This is a genomic window from Pseudomonas sp. MF6776 (assembly GCF_016613125.1).
Taxonomy (GTDB): domain Bacteria; phylum Pseudomonadota; class Gammaproteobacteria; order Pseudomonadales; family Pseudomonadaceae; genus Aquipseudomonas; species Aquipseudomonas iridis.
In genome coordinates this window covers 1-16,898 of record NZ_JAENSQ010000013.1, presented here as the reverse complement: position 1 = coordinate 16,898, position 16,898 = coordinate 1, and the positions used below count along the sequence as shown (strand labels likewise).

At 60.0% G+C, this 16,898-nt stretch carries 12 protein-coding genes and 2 pseudogenes; 6 read left to right on the top strand and 8 right to left on the bottom strand.

What is annotated here, in order from left to right:
- Positions 1-35: 35 nt before the first annotated feature.
- Complete coding sequence (locus tag JJD74_RS16340) at positions 36-512, bottom strand: (R)-mandelonitrile lyase (protein ID WP_200615738.1); 477 nt, start codon at positions 510-512, stop codon at positions 36-38.
- A gap of 197 nt (positions 513-709) precedes the next feature.
- Here JJD74_RS16340 and JJD74_RS16335 point away from each other — a divergent pair, with 197 nt between their 5' ends.
- Entirely contained in the window at positions 710-1,609 is a 900-nt protein-coding gene (locus JJD74_RS16335; protein ID WP_042558738.1) for a LysR family transcriptional regulator, read from the top strand.
- Here the strand turns inward: JJD74_RS16335 and JJD74_RS16330 are convergent.
- Positions 1,606-2,549: pseudogene (locus JJD74_RS16330) on the bottom strand (aldo/keto reductase). The gene JJD74_RS16335 and the pseudogene JJD74_RS16330 overlap by 4 nt on opposite strands.
- 112 nt (positions 2,550-2,661) lie before the next feature.
- Between JJD74_RS16330 and JJD74_RS16325 the strand changes: the two are divergent.
- On the top strand, positions 2,662-3,432 hold the full coding sequence (locus tag JJD74_RS16325) for an alpha/beta hydrolase (protein WP_200615731.1): 771 nt from the start codon (positions 2,662-2,664) through the stop codon (positions 3,430-3,432).
- Positions 3,433-3,615: 183 nt separating this feature from the next.
- On the opposite strand, the gene JJD74_RS16320 is transcribed toward JJD74_RS16325, so the two are convergent.
- Positions 3,616-4,899, bottom strand: coding sequence for a Zn-dependent hydrolase (locus tag JJD74_RS16320; protein WP_200615726.1), 1,284 nt, complete (start codon positions 4,897-4,899; stop codon positions 3,616-3,618).
- A 63-nt stretch (positions 4,900-4,962) separates the two neighbouring features.
- Positions 4,963-6,447 (bottom strand): NCS1 family nucleobase:cation symporter-1, encoded by a 1,485-nt coding sequence (locus tag JJD74_RS16315; RefSeq protein WP_042559664.1) that lies wholly within the window; start codon positions 6,445-6,447, stop codon positions 4,963-4,965.
- A 623-nt stretch (positions 6,448-7,070) separates the two neighbouring features.
- Here JJD74_RS16315 and hydA point away from each other — a divergent pair.
- The 3 genes from hydA (at position 7,071) to preA (ending at position 11,309) form a co-directional block, all read left to right on the top strand.
- Entirely contained in the window at positions 7,071-8,510 is a 1,440-nt protein-coding gene (gene hydA, locus JJD74_RS16310) for a dihydropyrimidinase (RefSeq protein WP_042559665.1), read from the top strand.
- Between the two features lie 156 nt (positions 8,511-8,666).
- Positions 8,667-10,034 carry an NAD(P)-dependent oxidoreductase gene (locus JJD74_RS16305; RefSeq protein ID WP_200615719.1) on the top strand — a complete coding sequence of 456 codons (1,368 nt, stop codon included), beginning with the start codon at positions 8,667-8,669 and terminating at the stop codon, positions 10,032-10,034.
- Entirely contained in the window at positions 10,035-11,309 is a 1,275-nt protein-coding gene (preA, locus tag JJD74_RS16300; RefSeq protein ID WP_200615715.1) for an NAD-dependent dihydropyrimidine dehydrogenase subunit PreA, read from the top strand. It begins immediately after the preceding gene.
- A 79-nt stretch (positions 11,310-11,388) separates the two neighbouring features.
- On the opposite strand, the gene JJD74_RS16295 is transcribed toward preA, so the two are convergent.
- Genes JJD74_RS16295 through JJD74_RS16285 form a run of 3 tightly spaced genes read right to left on the bottom strand, consistent with a single transcriptional unit; the run spans position 11,389 to position 14,842 of the window.
- A complete protein-coding gene (locus JJD74_RS16295; protein WP_042559668.1) occupies positions 11,389-12,009 on the bottom strand; it encodes a TetR/AcrR family transcriptional regulator in 621 nt (206 codons plus the stop codon).
- Between the two features lie 38 nt (positions 12,010-12,047).
- Entirely contained in the window at positions 12,048-13,190 is a 1,143-nt protein-coding gene (locus JJD74_RS16290) for an HlyD family secretion protein (protein ID WP_042559669.1), read from the bottom strand.
- Positions 13,187-14,842 (bottom strand): MFS transporter, encoded by a 1,656-nt coding sequence (locus JJD74_RS16285; protein WP_200615712.1) that lies wholly within the window; start codon positions 14,840-14,842, stop codon positions 13,187-13,189. The genes JJD74_RS16290 and JJD74_RS16285 overlap by 4 nt, the downstream gene beginning before the upstream one ends.
- A 292-nt stretch (positions 14,843-15,134) precedes the next feature.
- Here JJD74_RS16285 and JJD74_RS16280 point away from each other — a divergent pair, with 292 nt between their 5' ends.
- Positions 15,135-16,430 carry an OprD family porin gene (locus JJD74_RS16280; protein WP_200615711.1) on the top strand — a complete coding sequence of 432 codons (1,296 nt, stop codon included), beginning with the start codon at positions 15,135-15,137 and terminating at the stop codon, positions 16,428-16,430.
- Positions 16,431-16,779: 349 nt separating this feature from the next.
- On the opposite strand, the pseudogene JJD74_RS16275 reads toward JJD74_RS16280, so the two are convergent.
- Positions 16,780-16,898: pseudogene (locus JJD74_RS16275) on the bottom strand (IS30 family transposase); the annotation flags it as partial.

Sequence of the window (16,898 nt, the reverse complement as noted above, 5' to 3'; positions counted from 1 at the left end):
CCCACTGGGAGAGGGCTGGGGTGAGGGTCAGCGGGTTACTCGGTGCGCGGATATTGCGCCTCACTCACCTGCTCCATCCACTCCACCACACGACCGTCCAGCATTTCAGCAATGGCGATATGCGTCATCGCCGTCGTCGGTGCTGCGCCATGCCAATGCTTGGCCCCCGGTGCGATCCACACCGTGTCGCCGGGGCGAATCGCGCGAATCGGCTGGCCCCATTCCTGCACAAAACCTGAACCGGCAGTAACAATCAGCGTCTGACCCAACGGATGGGTGTGCCACGCCGCGCGTGCGCCGGGCTCAAAGGTGACGGTGGCGCCGCTGACTCGCGCCTCGTCGGTGCCCTTGAACGGCGCATCGACGCGTACGGTCCCGGTGAACCAATCTGCCGGCCCCTTGGCCGAGGGTTGCGAACCGTTGGGGGTCACAGTCACACGCACTTGTTCATTGGCTTGAACCTCGCCAGCGAGCAAGGAAAGGGTCAGCGCAGAGGCAGCAATCGGGTTCATGGCATTCTCCAGAAAAATGATTGAATCCCCCTGTAGGAGCCGCCGCAGGCTGCAATCTCTTGATCTCGACTCTAAAAACGACGTCAAACGATCGCAGCCTGCGGCAGCGCCTGCACGAGACATGCGTTCACTCTACCGGGCCGTACTGTTTAGATAATCGACTAGAATCTGAAAAAACTTATGCAGGAAACTAATCAATGCTTCGCGAAAACGCCAGCGACCTGCTCGCTTTCCTAGCGGTGGCGCGCGAGCGCAGTTTTACCAAAGCCGCGGCCAAGCTCGGCGTCTCGCAATCGGCGCTCAGCCATACCATTCGCGCACTGGAAGCACGCCTCGGCCTGCGTCTGCTGACCCGCACCACCCGCAGCGTCTCCCCCACCGAGGCCGGCGAACATCTGCTGCAAACCGTCGGCCCGCGCTTCGAGGAGATCGAGCAGGAACTCGCCGCCCTGAGCAACCTGCGTGAAACCCCGGCGGGCAAGATCCGCATCAGCGCCACCGACCACTCGCTGGACTGGCTGCTGCGCCCGGTGCTCAAAACATTCCTGCCGCAATACCCGGACATCGCCGTGGAGGTCTGCTGCGACTACGGTTTCGTCGATATCGCAGGCCAGGGTTTCGATGCCGGCGTGCGTCTGGGTGAAGACGTTGCCCAAGGCATGATCGCCACCCGCATCGGCCCGGACATGCGCATGGCCGTCGTCGGTTCGCCGGCCTACTTTGCCACTCGTTCAGCACCAGACACCCCACGCGATCTGACCGGGCACGCCTGCAACAATCTACGCCTGCCCACCAACGGCGGGCTGTACACCTGGGAATTCGAAAAGGACGGCGAAAGCCTGAACGTGCGGGTGTCCGGGCAAATCACCTTGAACGGCGTCTATCCGTTGCTCGATGCCGCACTGGACGGCTTCGGCTTGAGCTACATCCCGGAAAACCTCGTCGCGCCTTTGCTGGCGGAAGGACGTCTGGTGCAGGTGCTGGCAGACTGGTGCCCGACGTTTGCCGGTTATCACCTCTACTACCCGAGCCGGCGTCAGGCGGCACCGGCATTTGCGCTGTTGCTGGAGGCGTTGCGATTTCGCGGTGAAAACTAACTCACCAACGCAATCAACTGATGACGCTGCGCATCGGTGAGCGTCGGCCCGAACCCGGCCTTGACGTTATCCACCATATAGCGCGGATTACCGGTGCCGGGAATCACGCAAGTGACCGCCGGGTGCGCCAGCAAAAATTTCAGCGCCAACTGCGGCCAACTGCTCACCTGCACATCCGACACCCAAGCGGGCAGCGGCTTGCCCTTGAGCCTTCCCAACAACTCTCCGCCACCAAACGGCCGGTTGCAAATCACCGCCACACCGCGCTCGCGGCACAGCGGCAGGATGCGTTTTTCCACGCCACGATCATCGAGGGCATAGTTGATTTGCAGGAAGTCCAGTTGCTCGGCTTTCAGCACTGCTTCGACTTCGTCATAAGCGGACGACGTGTAATGAGTGATGCCGATGTAGCGAATGCGTCCCTGCTCCTTCCATTCGCGCAGGGTTGGCAGGTGGGTTTGCCAGTCGAGCAGATTGTGAATCTGCATCAGGTCGATACGCTCGGTACGCAACAGGCTGAAGGACTGCTCCATCTGCGCGATGCCCTCCTTGCGCCCCCGTGTCCATACCTTGGTCGCCAGAAACGCCGGCGAACGTGGTTCGTGGATCGACAGCAGCTCACCGGTTGTTTCTTCGGCGCGGCCATACATGGGCGAACTGTCGACCACCGTGCCACCCTTGGCGAACAGTTCCTCGAGCACCACCGGCAATTGCCGGTAGGCCGGGTCCCCCGGCGCGACGTCGAAGCCGCGATAGGTGCCCAGGCCCACCACGGGCAGGGACTCGGAGCTTGATGGGATGGCGCGGGTCTGCATGGCTTGGCCTCCGGAAGCGGCGGACGACGTGGCAGTGGCCAACGCCCGATCAAAGGTGAACACCGCCGAACGCCGGCAGCCAGGGTGAGCAATCGGCGACGGGAGTAACCCTCAGTGTGGCTCATGCTGGTTCCCCTGCAGCGTGGATCTGTTGCACGTTGTGTGCGCAGGCTGCCGCTTGCATCCGCTGGACTACACTGCGACAGCAAACCTTCATACCCCGTTAAAAGTAGCCGAATGTCCCGAACCCTGATGTCACTCGTCGCATTGATCGTCGCCGCGTACCTGGTGCTGTGCGCGGCGCTGTTCGTTTTTCAGCGCTCGCTGATCTATTTCCCGCAGCCCGGCGCCGTCGAATCGCTGGATTCGCGGCTGAAACTGTCGATGCCGGACGCGGATATCTGGGTCACCACCCGCGAACGCGTCGGCCCGCGTGCGTTGATCTATTTCGGCGGCAATGCCGAGGACGTTTCGCGCAATTTGCCGGAGTTCGCCCAAGCTTTTCCCGAGTACGCGTTGTACCTGCTCAATTACCGAGGCTTCGCCGGCAGCGGTGGTTCGCCGTCCGAAGAGGCGATTGCCGAAGATGCCTTGGCACTGTTCGATCAGGTGTATGCCAGCCATGCGCAGATCGCCGTGGTCGGACGCAGCCTGGGCTCGGGGGTCGCCGTTCGCCTGGCCAGTCAACGCCCGGTGCAGCGGTTGATTCTGGTCACGCCCTACAACAGCCTCGAAGAAATCGCCGCGCGGCAATATCCATGGGTGCCGGTGAAGTGGTTGCTCAAGGATCGCTTCGAGTCAGGCAAGTACGCCGCGCACATCCGCGTGCCGACGTTGCTACTGGCGGCGAGTGATGACGAAGTCATTCCCCGCGCCAGCACCGAGCGATTGCTGGGCAGTTTCCCCAAAGGTGTTGCGCTGCTCAAGGTTGTGCCGGATTCGGGGCACAACACGATTTCCGGGCGGGGGGAATATTTGCAGTGGATGGGGGATGTGTTGAATCGCTGAGGATTATCGGTTTGGGAGTTTTTGTTGTCAGGGCCCCATCGCTGGCAGCTCCCACAGGGATCGGTTGTGCATCCGATTCTGGTGAACAACATCGAACCTGTGGGAGCTGGCTTGCCAGCGATGGGGCCTGCCCTCGCAACACCAAAACCGACGGCCTTGCACTATGGGACCAGCGCGCAATCTTCAGGCAGCGACTTCACCCCCCGCCACCATCGCCGAAGCCGCCAGCATCGCCCGCAGCAACACCGCGCACCCCGCCGCCAGATCATCCGGTGCGGCATTCTCGATTTCGTTGTGGCTGATGCCCCCTTCGCACGGTACGAAGATCATCCCGGCAGGCCCCAGTTCAGCGAGGAAAATCGCGTCGTGGCCGGCGCCGCTGACGATGTCCATGTTCGACAAGCCCAGACCCTTGGCGGCAGCGCGCACAGCGTCGACGCAGCCCTTTTCGAAGTACAGCGGCGGGAAGTCGGCTGTCGGGGTCAGTTCATAGGTCAGGCCGTGCTCTTCGCAGGTGGCCTCGATGACTTGTTTTACCTCGGCGATCATAGAGTCCAGGCGCGCCGGTTCCAGATGGCGGAAGTCGAGGGTCATGCGCACTTCGCCAGGAATGACGTTGCGCGACCCCGGATAGGCTTGCAGGCAACCGACCGTGCCGCAGGCGTGGGGTTGATGGCCGAGGGCGGCGCGGTTGACGGCGCCGACGATGACCGAGGCGCCGACCAATGCGTCCTTGCGCAGGTGCATCGGGGTTGGCCCGGCATGGGCTTCGACTCCGCGCAGCTTGAGGTCGAACCACTTCTGCCCCAGCGCGCCGAGCACCACGCCGATAGTTTTATGTTCGTCTTCCAGAATCGGACCTTGTTCGATGTGCGCCTCGAAATAGGCGCCGACCTTGTGCCCGCTGACTTTGCGCGACCCTGCATAGCCGATTGAATTCAGTGCTTGGCCAACGGTGACGCCATCGGCATCGACTTTGGCGAGGGTTTCTTCGAGGGTGAATTTTTCCGCGAACACGCCAGAACCCATCATGCACGGCGCGAAACGCGAGCCTTCTTCGTTGGTCCAGACCACCACTTCCAGCGGCGCTTCGGTTTCCACGCCGAGGTCGTTAAGGGTGCGCAACACCTCGACACCGGCGAGTACACCGAAGCAGCCGTCGAACTTGCCGCCGGTGGGTTGCGTGTCGATGTGGCTGCCGGTCATCACCGGTGGCAGGCTCGGATTGCGCCCAGCGCGGCGGGCGAAGATGTTGCCGACCTCATCGACCGTGACGCTGCACCCAGCGTCCTTGCACCACTGCACAAACAGGTCGCGGGCCTGGCGGTCGAGGTCGGTCAGCGCCAGGCGACAGACACCGCCCTTGACCGTGGCGCCGAGCTTGGCCAGTTCCATTAACGACGCCCACAAGCGGTCGCGGTTGATGTGCTGATGGGTCGATTGCAGAACGTCTACAGCTGCGTTCATGGGGATCTCCTCAGGCTGCTTTTCTTATGGATATTGCTGTGGCGTTTGTGAGACCGCCATCCCTCACACCGCCGATTTCACGACTGAAGGCTGCGCTCGCATCACGCACAACCCGTAATAAATGATTCCACCCAACGCCGAGCCAGTGAACCAGCCGTAGCTGTAAAACCAGCTGAACGCATCACTGCCCAGCGACAGCAAGGTCAGCACCACCGGCACACCAAACGCGACGAACCCGGCCCAGTTCCACGCTGGGTAAACGTCGTCGCGATACAACCCGGCCAGGTCCAGTTGTTGTTTCTTGATCAGGAAATAATCCACCACCATGATCCCGGCGATCGGCCCGAGCAGGCTCGAATAGCCCAGCAGCCAGTTGGAATACACGGTTTCGAGGCTGACGTCGGAAACGATCAGACCGAGTTTTTTCAACAGCTCATGGGCCATCAACACCAGCCCCACCAACCCGGTCAGCAACACGGCTTTGGTGCGGTTGATGACCTTCGGCGCGATGTTCTGAAAGTCGTTGGTTGGCGAGACGATGTTGGCAGCGGTGTTGGTCGACAACGTGGCGATGATGATCAACGCCATCGCCACCGCGACCCATACCGGGCTCTGGATGTGGCCGATCAGGGTGACCGGGTCAGCAACCGTCACGCCGACCAGTTTCACTGACGCGGCCGTCATGATCACGCCGAGGGAGGCGAACAGGAACATGGTCAGCGGCAGGCCAATGATCTGCCCGACAATCTGATCCTTCTGGCTCTTGGCGTAGCGACTGAAGTCAGGAATGTTCAGCGACAACGTGGCCCAGAAGCCGACCATCGCCGTCAGCCCGGCGGCGAAGTAACTGACCACGCTGGCACCTTCAGGGCGCTTGGGCGGGATCGCCAGCAGTTCGGTCATCGACACATTGGGCATCGCCCACACCAGCAGGCCGATACCGACCGCGACCAGCAGCGGCGCGGACAAGGTTTCCAGCCACTTGATCGACTCGGCGCCGCGGATCACCACCCATAGATTGAGTGCCCAGAACACCATGAAACCAATCACTTCGCCGGTGCCGCCAAGGGATTTCCAGCCCTCGAACACCGAGCCGAGAAACAGGTGAATGGCCAGTCCGCCAAACATCGTCTGAATGCCGAACCAGCCGCACGCCACCAGCGCCCGGATCAGGCACGGCACGTTGGAGCCGAGAATGCCGAACGATGAACGCAACAATACTGGAAACGGAATGCCGTACTTGGTGCCGGGAAAAGCATTCAGCGTCAGCGGAATCAGGACGATGACGTTGGCGAACAGAATCGCCAACAGCGCTTCACCGACGCTCAGACCGAAATACGCCGTGAGCACGCCGCCCAGAGTGTAGGTCGGCACGCAGATCGCCATGCCTACCCACAATGCGGTGATGTGCCATTTGTTCCAGGTTCGTTCGCGCACCTTGGTCGGTGCCATGTCGTGGTTGTAACGGGGACTGTCGAGGACGTCGCTGCCGGCTTCAAGCTCAAACAAGCCGTCGCGCTCGGTCACTTGCGATCTGATCTGTTGCATGGCCGCTCCACTGTTCTTCTGATTATTTTTTGCTCATCAGGCGGCTGGCGCATGGGGCGCGAGCCGGACGATGGCCGGAGGAACTGACAACTTTCAAGCACCGGCCATGGTGTCAGCGGCGGCATCAATAAACGTGCCGGGTGTACCGCTCAGCGCTCGGGCCGTGCATTAAACGCATTGCAACTTTCTGATATTGCTCGATTTTAATTATTCACCGGGTGAGCCTTCGGAAACTTGTCTGGGCGCTCAGGCTAAACGCTTGGCTAGTTGTCCGAACAGACAGGACTCAAACTGGTGCACTGCACTTTTTTTGTTTATGAGCGATCAACCGCAGCTCAACTTCAAGCGGCTGATTTCACATAAGAAATCTTGACCATATTTCCATCCTGTCAAGTGCGTCAAAATGGTGAGCAGGCTCACCATTTTGGTGATTTTTATTATTTTTCGTTAATTATCAGTAATTTAATTAAGATATAAGCTTATAAAAAATAATCTTGATCTATTGTAAAACTGAGGCTAGTTTCTATTCCTGACAGCGATGACAGGAATACGCCCTTCGCCGCTGTACATCAATAAAACATTTAGAACCGGCACAAGTCGGTCATGCCTGCGAGGAACTCGGAATGTCTCTGTTGATCCGTGGCGCCACCGTTGTTACCCATGATGAAAGTTATCGCGCCGACGTCTATTGCGCTGACGGCGTGATTAAAGCCATCGGTGAAAACCTTGATGTTCCCGCCAGCGCTGAAGTGCTCGACGGCAGCGGTCAATACCTGATGCCCGGCGGCATCGACCCACACACTCATATGCAACTCCCGTTCATGGGCACCGTGGCCAGCGAAGACTTCTTCAGCGGCACCGCTGCGGGTCTGGCCGGCGGCACCACCTCGATCATCGATTTCGTGATTCCCAATCCGCAGCAGTCGTTGATGGAGGCGTTTCATCAGTGGCGCGGCTGGGCGGAAAAATCGGCGTCGGACTACGGCTTCCATGTCGCGATCACCTGGTGGAGCGAGCAGGTACGCGAGGAAATGGCCGAACTGGTCAGCCATCACGGGATCAACAGCTTCAAGCATTTCATGGCCTATAAAAACGCGATCATGGCCGCCGACGATACGCTGGTGGCGAGTTTCGAGCGCTGTCTGGAACTCGGCGCGGTGCCGACCGTGCACGCGGAAAACGGCGAGCTGGTTTATCACCTGCAACGCAAATTGATGGCCCAGGGCATCACCGGGCCGGAAGCACATCCACTGTCTCGTCCTTCGCAGGTTGAAGGTGAAGCGGCGAGTCGAGCCATTCGCATTGCCGAAACAATCGGCACGCCGCTGTATCTGGTGCACGTTTCGACCAAGGAAGCCCTCGACGAAATCACCTATGCGCGCAGCAAGGGCCAACCGGTTTACGGCGAGGTTCTGGCCGGCCATCTATTGCTGGATGACAGCGTCTACCAACATCCGGACTGGCAGACCGCCGCCGGTTACGTGATGAGTCCGCCGTTTCGTCCACGCGGCCATCAGGAAGCACTGTGGCATGGCCTGCAAAACGGCAATCTGCACACCACCGCCACCGACCACTGCTGTTTCTGCGCCGAGCAAAAAGCCGCCGGGCGCGACGACTTCAGCAAGATCCCCAACGGCACTGCCGGCATCGAAGACCGCATGGCGCTGTTATGGGATGAAGGGGTCAATACCGGGCGTTTTTCGATGCAGGATTTTGTCGCACTGACCTCCACCAACACCGCGAAGATCTTCAATCTCTACCCACGCAAAGGCGCGATTCGCGTCGGCGCCGATGCCGATCTGGTGCTGTGGGACCCGCAAGGCACGCGCACCATTTCCGCCAAGACCCACCATCAGCAGGTGGACTTCAACATCTTCGAAGGCAAGACCGTGCGCGGTGTGCCGAGCCATACCGTTAGCCAGGGCCGTGTGGTCTGGGCCGATGGCGACTTGCGCGCCGAACGGGGTGCCGGACGGTACATCGAACGACCGGCGTATCCGGCGGTGTTTGATTTGCTGAGCAAGCGGGCTGAGCAACATAAGCCGACAGCTGTGAAACGCTGAAATCCAGGCCTTCGGCCTTCGCGAGCAGGCTCGCTCCCACATTTGAAATGTTTTCCCCTGTGGGAGCGAGCCTGCTCGCGAAGAGGCCAGTCCAGGCAACACAAAAACCAATGCCCATCAGAGGCAGCACCTCAAATAACCGTGAGGCAAAAAACCGTGATCGAGACCCTGAACCATCTCCCCCACCCGCACGAAAGCGCGGCCGCCCTCGCCGGTCATTTCACTGATCTGGCGCCGCCGCTCAATGCTCGGCAAGCCCATCTGGAAGCGTCGCGTTGCCTGTATTGCTACGACGCGCCGTGCGTCAATGCGTGCCCGAGCGAGATCGATATTCCCTCGTTCATCCGCAACATCCATCAGGACAACGTGCCCGGCGCCGCGCAGAAAATCCTTTCGGCGAACATCCTCGGCGGCAGTTGCGCGCGGGTCTGTCCGACCGAAATCCTCTGCCAGCAAGCCTGCGTGCGCAACAACGCCCAGGAATGCGCACCGGTGCTGATCGGCCTGTTGCAACGCTACGCCGTGGACAACGCGCACTTCACTGAACACCCGTTCCAGCGCGCCGCTGCGACCGGCAAGCGCATCGCGGTGGTGGGCGCCGGGCCGGCGGGTTTGTCCTGCGCCCATCGCAGCGCCATGCACGGTCACGATGTGGTGATTTTCGAGGCGCGGGAAAAGGCTGGCGGGCTCAATGAATACGGGATCGCCAAGTACAAACTGGTCGACGATTACGCGCAGAAGGAACTGGATTTCCTCCTGCAAATCGGCGGCATCGAAATCCGCCATGGGCAAAAACTCGGCGAAAACCTGACCCTCAGCGAATTGCATCAGCAGTTCGATGCGGTGTTCCTCGGCCTCGGCCTCAACGCCAGCAAACAACTGGGCCTGGCCCACGAAGACGCCCCCGGCCTGCTCGCGGCCACCGACTACATCCGCGAACTGCGTCAGGCCGATGACCTGACGCAACTGCCGCTGGCCGAGCGCTGCATCGTCCTTGGCGCCGGCAATACTGCGATCGACATGGCGGTGCAAATGGCTCGCCTCGGTGCTCGCGATGTGAATCTGGTGTATCGCCGTGGCGCGGCGGATATGGGCGCAACCGGCCATGAACAGGACATCGCCAAAGCCAATCAGGTGCGCCTGCTGACCTGGGCGCAACCGGAAGAGGTGCTGCTCGATGATCAGGGCCGCGTGCGCGGCATGCGTTTCGCTCGCACGGATCTGGTCGACGGTCGCCTTCAAACCACCGGGGAAACCTTCGACCTGGCGGCCGATGCGATCTTCAAAGCCATCGGTCAGTCCTTCGACGGTAGCGCCCTCGCCGACCCGATGGCCCGTGAACTCAAGCGTCAGGGCGAACGGATTCAGGTCGATGAAAACCTGCGCACCAGTATTCCCGGCGTGTATGCCGGTGGCGACTGCACCAGCCTCGATCAGGACCTGACGGTGCAAGCGGTGCAACACGGCAAGCTCGCCGCCGAGGCGATCAACACTCAACTGATGCTTAACGTGGAGGCTGCGTAAATGGCCGATCTCTCGATAGTCTTCGCCGGCATCAAAGCCCCTAACCCATTCTGGCTGGCCTCCGCGCCGCCGACCGACAAAGCCTACAACGTGGTCCGCGCCTTCGAGGCGGGCTGGGGCGGCGTGGTCTGGAAAACCTTGGGCGAGGACCCGGCGGCGGTCAACGTATCGTCGCGTTACTCGGCGCACTACGGCAACAACCGCGAAGTGCTGGGCATCAACAACATCGAGTTGATCACCGACCGTTCACTGGAGATCAACCTGCGCGAAATCACTCAGGTGAAAAAGGATTGGCCGGACCGGGCGATGATCGTGTCGCTGATGGTGCCGTGCGTTGAGGAATCGTGGAGATACATTCTGCCGCTGGTGGAAGCCACCGGGGCCGATGGCATCGAACTCAACTTCGGCTGCCCCCACGGCATGCCCGAGCGCGGCATGGGTGCGGCGGTCGGTCAGGTGCCCGAGTACGTCGAACAAGTGACGCGCTGGTGCAAGACCTACTGCTCGCTGCCGGTGATCGTGAAGCTGACGCCAAACATCACCGATATCCGCGTCGCCGCCCGCGCAGCGCATCGCGGTGGTGCGGATGCGGTGTCGCTGATCAACACCATCAACTCGATCACCAGCGTCGATCTGGAACACATGGTCGCCCTGCCCACCGTCGGCAGCAAAAGCACCCACGGCGGTTACTGCGGCTCGGCGGTGAAACCGATTGCGCTGAACATGGTTGCGGAAATTGCCCGCGATCCACTGACCCAGGGCCTGCCGATCTGCGGCATCGGCGGCATCGGCAGTTGGCGTGATGCAGCGGAATTCATGGCGTTGGGCAGCGGCGCGGTGCAGGTGTGCACGGCGGCGATGCTGCATGGTTTTCGGATTGTCGAGGAGATGAAGGACGGTCTGTCACGATGGATGGACAGTCAGGGTTACGCCAGCATCGCCGAGTTCTCCGGACGTGCGGTGGGCAACACCACGGACTGGAAGTACCTGGACATCAACTATCAGGTGATTGCGAAGATCGATCAGGAGGCTTGCATTGGTTGCGGGCGTTGCCACATTGCTTGCGAGGACACTTCACATCAGGCGATCAGCAGTGTTCGCGAGGCCGATGGCACGCATAAATATGAAGTGATCGATGATGAGTGCGTCGGCTGCAATCTGTGCCAGATCACCTGCCCGGTAGCGGACTGCATCGAGATGGTGCCGATGGAGACGGGCAAGCCGTTTCTGGACTGGAATCATGATCCGAGGAATCCGTATCACGTTGCGGTCTGATTCAAAATCAAAAGATCGCAGCCTTCTGCAGCTCCTACACAATCTCTGTAGGCGCTGCCGAAGGCTGCGATCTTTTGCGCTAGGGCTCCAGCCCGATCCCGCGCAAAATCACACTCGTCACCGTCTGCACCGCCCGCTCGAATTGCATATCCGACAGCGGCTGGTGATCGTTCAGGATATTCACCTGATGATCAAAGTCGGCGTAATGCTGGGTCGACGCCCAGATCATGTACAGCAGGCTCGACGGCTCCACCGGCAAAATGCGCTTGTCCTCGACCCACTGGCGGATCTTCGCTTCTTTCATCTTCGCCCAGTCATACAGGCTGACATCCAGCGCCTCACCCAGCGTCGGCGCACCATGAATGATTTCATTGGCCCAGACTTTCGAGCCATACGGCCGGCTGCGCGAGTGGTTCATCTTGGCGCGGATATAGCTGCTGAGCACCACCCGCGGGTCATCGAACATCTCGAAGCACAATGCGTCCTGCTTCCACACTTCCAGCAGATCAAACAGCACCGCGCTGTACAACTCACTCTTGGTGCTGAAGTAGTAATGCAGATTGGAACGCGGCAGTTGCACCTCCGCGGCAATGTCGGCCATCGCGGTGCTGCCGAAGCCTTTTTCGGCGAAGACCTTTTCCGCGCCGAGGAGGATTTTTTCGACGTTACTGCGGCGAATCTCGATCTTGTGATTGCCCATGAGGGCTCCCTGACAACAACGTTTTCGAAGACTGTTGGTCAATGCGGCTGGGTATCCCCCGCCGCCGTATCAATACTTACCACCACCGACATCCCCGGCCGCAATCGTTCTTCTTCCTGCTGATCGGGATCAATGGTGATGCGCACCGGCACTCGCTGAGCGATTTTGACGAAATTGCCTGTCGCATTGTCCGCCTGCAACAAGGCAAATTCAGAACCGGTGCCCGGCGAAATATGCTGCACATGCCCGGTGAATTTGCGGTGGTTCAACCCGTCGACGGTGAAGTGCACCGGTTGCCCGACCCGCACGTTATTCATCTGGGTTTCCTTCATGTTGGCGATCACCCATTTCTGGTTCGGCACCAATGCCATCAACTGCGCGCCGGAGTTGACGTAAGCGCCGAGACGCACGCCGATCTGCCCGAGCTGGCCGTCGCGCGGGGCGACGATGCGCGTGTTCGACAGGTCGATCCGCGCCAGTTGCACGGCGGCGTCGGCGCTGGCGACAGCGGCCTCGAGTGAGCCGCGATTGACGATCACCGTTTGCAGGTCCTGACGGGCGATTTCCAGATTGGCCTTGGCCTGGGCGACGGCCGCGATACTTTGCGCGTCGGCCGCCAGTGCCACGTCCATTTCTCGTTTGGACACCGAGCCGTCTCTCACCAGTTCCTTGTTACGGCGCAGATCGGCCGCACTTTTGCGTAACTGCGCTTCGCTGTCGGCGACCACTGCCTGACGCAACTTGATCGTCGCTTCGGCGCTGTTGCGTTGCTGCACCACGTTGGCCAGGGCGGCTTTCTGCACCGCCAGTTGCGCCAGCGATTGGTCGAGGCGTTGCTGATAGATGCGGTCATCCAGACGTACGAGCAAATCACCGGCCTTCACGAACTGGAAATCCTGCACCGGCACTTCATAAACATAGCCCGCAAGCTGGGGGCCAATGATCGTCACCTGCCCGCGCACCAGGGCGTTTTCGGTGGTCTCGACGGCACTGCTGAACGGCGGCAATTGCCAGGCATACAGCACGATCAATACGCCGACGATGGCAACTGCGGCAAAACCCAATGACGAGATGATCCGTACCCGCAGTGAACGCGGTTCGGTGCCTGGCGAGGATGGCGGCGCCACGCCTTCCGGGGTGGCAGCGATGGCATTGGTGGTTGTGGTGGTCGGTTCGGTCATGAAGTTGTGGCACCGCTGGAAGATACGGGAGGCGCAGGGGCGACGGCTTTGGTGGTGCTCATCAGCCACAGTGCGCGAATGGAAATCCAGATCATGGTCAGCACCGCGATCACCGCGATAAGCATGAACACATCGTTATAGGCCAACACGTTGGCTTCGCGCGTCGCGGCATTGGCCAGGCTGCGAATCCCGGCCAGATTGCGCAGGCTCGGGTCGGCCAGTAGCGAGCCGTACGCCGAGCCGCCGCTCTGCACCCGCGCGGCCACTAACGGATCAGACAACGTCAGGTGCTCGACGATGTGGCTGGAATGAAATTTTTCCCGGACGATCTGAAAGGTGCCGAGCAACGCCGCGCCGATCAGGCCGCCGAGGTTATTGCAGATCCCGAACAGCACGGAAAAACTCACCAGATTGCGTGGATTGGTCAGCACATTACGGGTGCCGAGGACCATGGTCGGACCGAGGAAAAAGGTACTGCCGAACGCCAGCAAAAACTGGCTGAAATACAGGTTTTCAGGGCGGGTCAGGTTGTTGGAAAAACTGTCCATCACTGAACCTGTGGCCATCAATGCCAGCGAAATAATCAGCGGCATGAGCAGGTGTTTCGGGTTGATCGTCAGCGCACTGGTCAACAACCCGGCGACACTGCCGATCATCATCACCACGTAGAGGCTGTGCAACTGCTGGCTGCTCATGTTGAGGTTTTGCATGAAGCCGACCGCACCGGTGGATTGCTCCGAGGTGACCATGCGAATCAGGATCACCGCCAGCGCCAGACGAATCATCACCCCGCTGCCGAGCCAGCGCGTCATCAACAACGGGTTGCTGCGGTTGTGTTCAATGGCCAGGCCGGTGAGGATCAACGCGATCGAACCGGCCAGGGCGACGCCGAGCCAGTCGGCCTCCAGCCACCAGTCGATCCGCCCCAGCGACAGCACCGCGCAGAGCAGCGCCACACCGCTGGCCAGAATCGCGAAGGTGAGAAAGTCGAGTTTTTCGAAAGTCTTGAAGCGGTCTCCGGGCGGCAGCTTGAGCAGCAAAACACAACCCAGCGACAGCAGTGCCATGCCCAATTCGAACAGGTACAGCCCGCGCCATTCGGCAATCTGCAACAAATCTTCGGAAAACAATCGCGCCAGCGGCAAAGCCAATTGCGAGCTGCCGAGGCCGAGCACCAGTGCTTTCATCCGCCATTTCGCCGGAAACGCCTGGACCATGTAATACAAACCCAAGGAGCTCAACGCCGCACCGACCATACCGTGCGCCGCACGCACCGCCACTGCCGAGTTCAAATCGTTGACGAATAAATGGCCGAAGGTCACCAGCGCATACAGCACCAGAAACACCTCGGTGAACGCACGCAAACCGAACTGCTGACGAAACTTCACCAGCAGCAGGTTCATCGACACGTTGGTCATCACATACGCCGCCGGCAGCCAGGCCATCTCCGCCGTGGTCGTACCGAGCGCGCCCTGCAGGTAAATCAGGTTGGCGACCACCAGCGAATTGCCCAAACCGCCAGTCAACGCCACCAGCAACCCCACCAGCGCATAGGCCAGTCGCTTGGGATTGGAGTGCAATGGCGTCGAGGGGGAGCCGGGCAAACTGGGCTTCTCGTGAGGCTGCCAGTTGCGCGGGGCGTATTGATCCATTGAAAAGCCTTGTGCGGGAGGTAGATGAAGTTTGCCGCAAATTCATGGCTAAAACACTTTTCCCCTGTGGGAGCGAGCCTGCTCGCGAAAGCAGTGTGTCAGTCGACAACTGTGTCAGATGAAAGTCCTCATTCGCGAGCAGGCTCGCTCCCACAAGGGATCTGTGTGATGACAGGGAGTCATCGTATAACTTCCTGTTGACTTTCCAGTGAAACCTAGGAAATATCCGCCCCTATGTTGTACGACGACGTATAACAATAATAAAAACAACAATGATCCTGGGAGCGTCACAGTGAGCACAATCGCCCGCAATTCCGTCCGCCCTTCCCGCTTTAGCGTCACTTGTCCTCGTGCCACCCTTAGCCTGATCGGCTGCAGCAGTCTCGTTCTCGCCTTGCCCATGAGCGCCGCCGCCGAAGGCTTTCTCGAAGACAGCAAAGCCACGCTGAACCTGCGCAACGCCTACTTCAACCGCAACTTCACCAACCCGAACAATGCGCAGGGCAAGGCTGAAGAGTGGACGCAGAGCTTCATTCTCGATGCCAGGTCCGGCTTCACCCAAGGCACCGTGGGTTTCGGCATAGACATGCTCGGGCTGTACTCGCAAAAGCTCGATGGTGGCAAAGGCACTGGCGGTACACAGCTGCTGCCGGTCCACGATGACGGGCGCCCGGCAGACAATTTCGGTCGCCTCGGTGTGGCGTTGAAAGCCAAGGTGTCGAAGACCGAATTGAAGGTCGGCGAATGGATGCCGGTACTGCCGATCCTGCGTTCCGACGATGGCCGCTCCCTGCCGCAGACCTTTCGCGGTGGCCAGATCACATCCACCGAGATCAACGGCTTGAGCCTGTACGGCGGCCAGTTCCGCGGCAACAGCCCGCGCAACGACGCGAGCATGGAAGACATGTCGATGAACGGCCGCGGCGCGTTCACGTCCGACCGCTTCAACTTCGGCGGTGGTGAATACGCCTTCAACGACAAGCGCACCCAGGTCGGCGTGTGGTACGCCGAACTCACCGACATCTACCAGCAGCAATACTTCAACCTCAGCCATAGCCAGCCAATCGGCGACTGGACGCTGGGCGCCAACCTCGGCTTCTTCACCGGCAAGGAGGACGGCAGCGCGCAGGCCGGCGATCTCGACAACAAAACCGCATTCGCCCTGCTTTCCGCCAAATACGGCGGCAATACCTTCTACGTCGGCCTGCAGAAACTCGGCGGCGACGATGCATGGATGCGCGTCAACGGCACCAGCGGCGGCACCCTGGCCAACGACAGTTACAACGCCAGTTATGACAACGCCAAGGAACGCTCCTGGCAGGTTCGCCATGACTACAATTTCGTCGCTCTCGGCGTTCCCGGGCTGACCATGATGAACCGCTACATCAGCGGCGATAACGTCCACACCGCCACCACCAGCGATGGCAAGGAATGGGGACGCGAGTCGGAACTGGCCTACACCGTACAGAGCGGACCACTGAAAAATCTCAATGTGAAATGGCGCAACGCGACAATTCGCCGAGACTTCAGCACCAACGAGTTCGATGAGAACCGGATCTTTATCAGCTATCCGATATCGTTGTTGTAAGGCATCCGCCCTTTCTCTGTGGGAGCGAGCCTGCTCGCGATGGCGTCATGTCAGTCAATGCAAATGTTGCTTAAACCGCCGCCATCGCTGGCAAGCCAGCTCCCACAGTGTTGGTGGTGAATACAGGAATCGTACATGCCTTTGATACCTGTGGGAGATGGCTTGCCAGCGATGAGGGCGGCAGATTCAACATTGATGTTGATAGACACTGCGCCATCGCGAACAGGCTCACTCCTGCAGGGATCGCATTGTCAGGCGACAACCGGGCATTCAGCCCTTCCGTCATTTACACCAAAAGTCGCGTTGACAAGATCCGGAAACCCTACCGATACTTCAGCGCAGCCTGAATTCAACACATAAGTGCAACGCTCACCCCTGTATGCACTTCGTACGGCGTCTTCCAGCCCAAGCGCTTGCGCGGGCGTAGATTGATCCTCGCTACTGTCCGATTGACGGCTTCGACGGTCA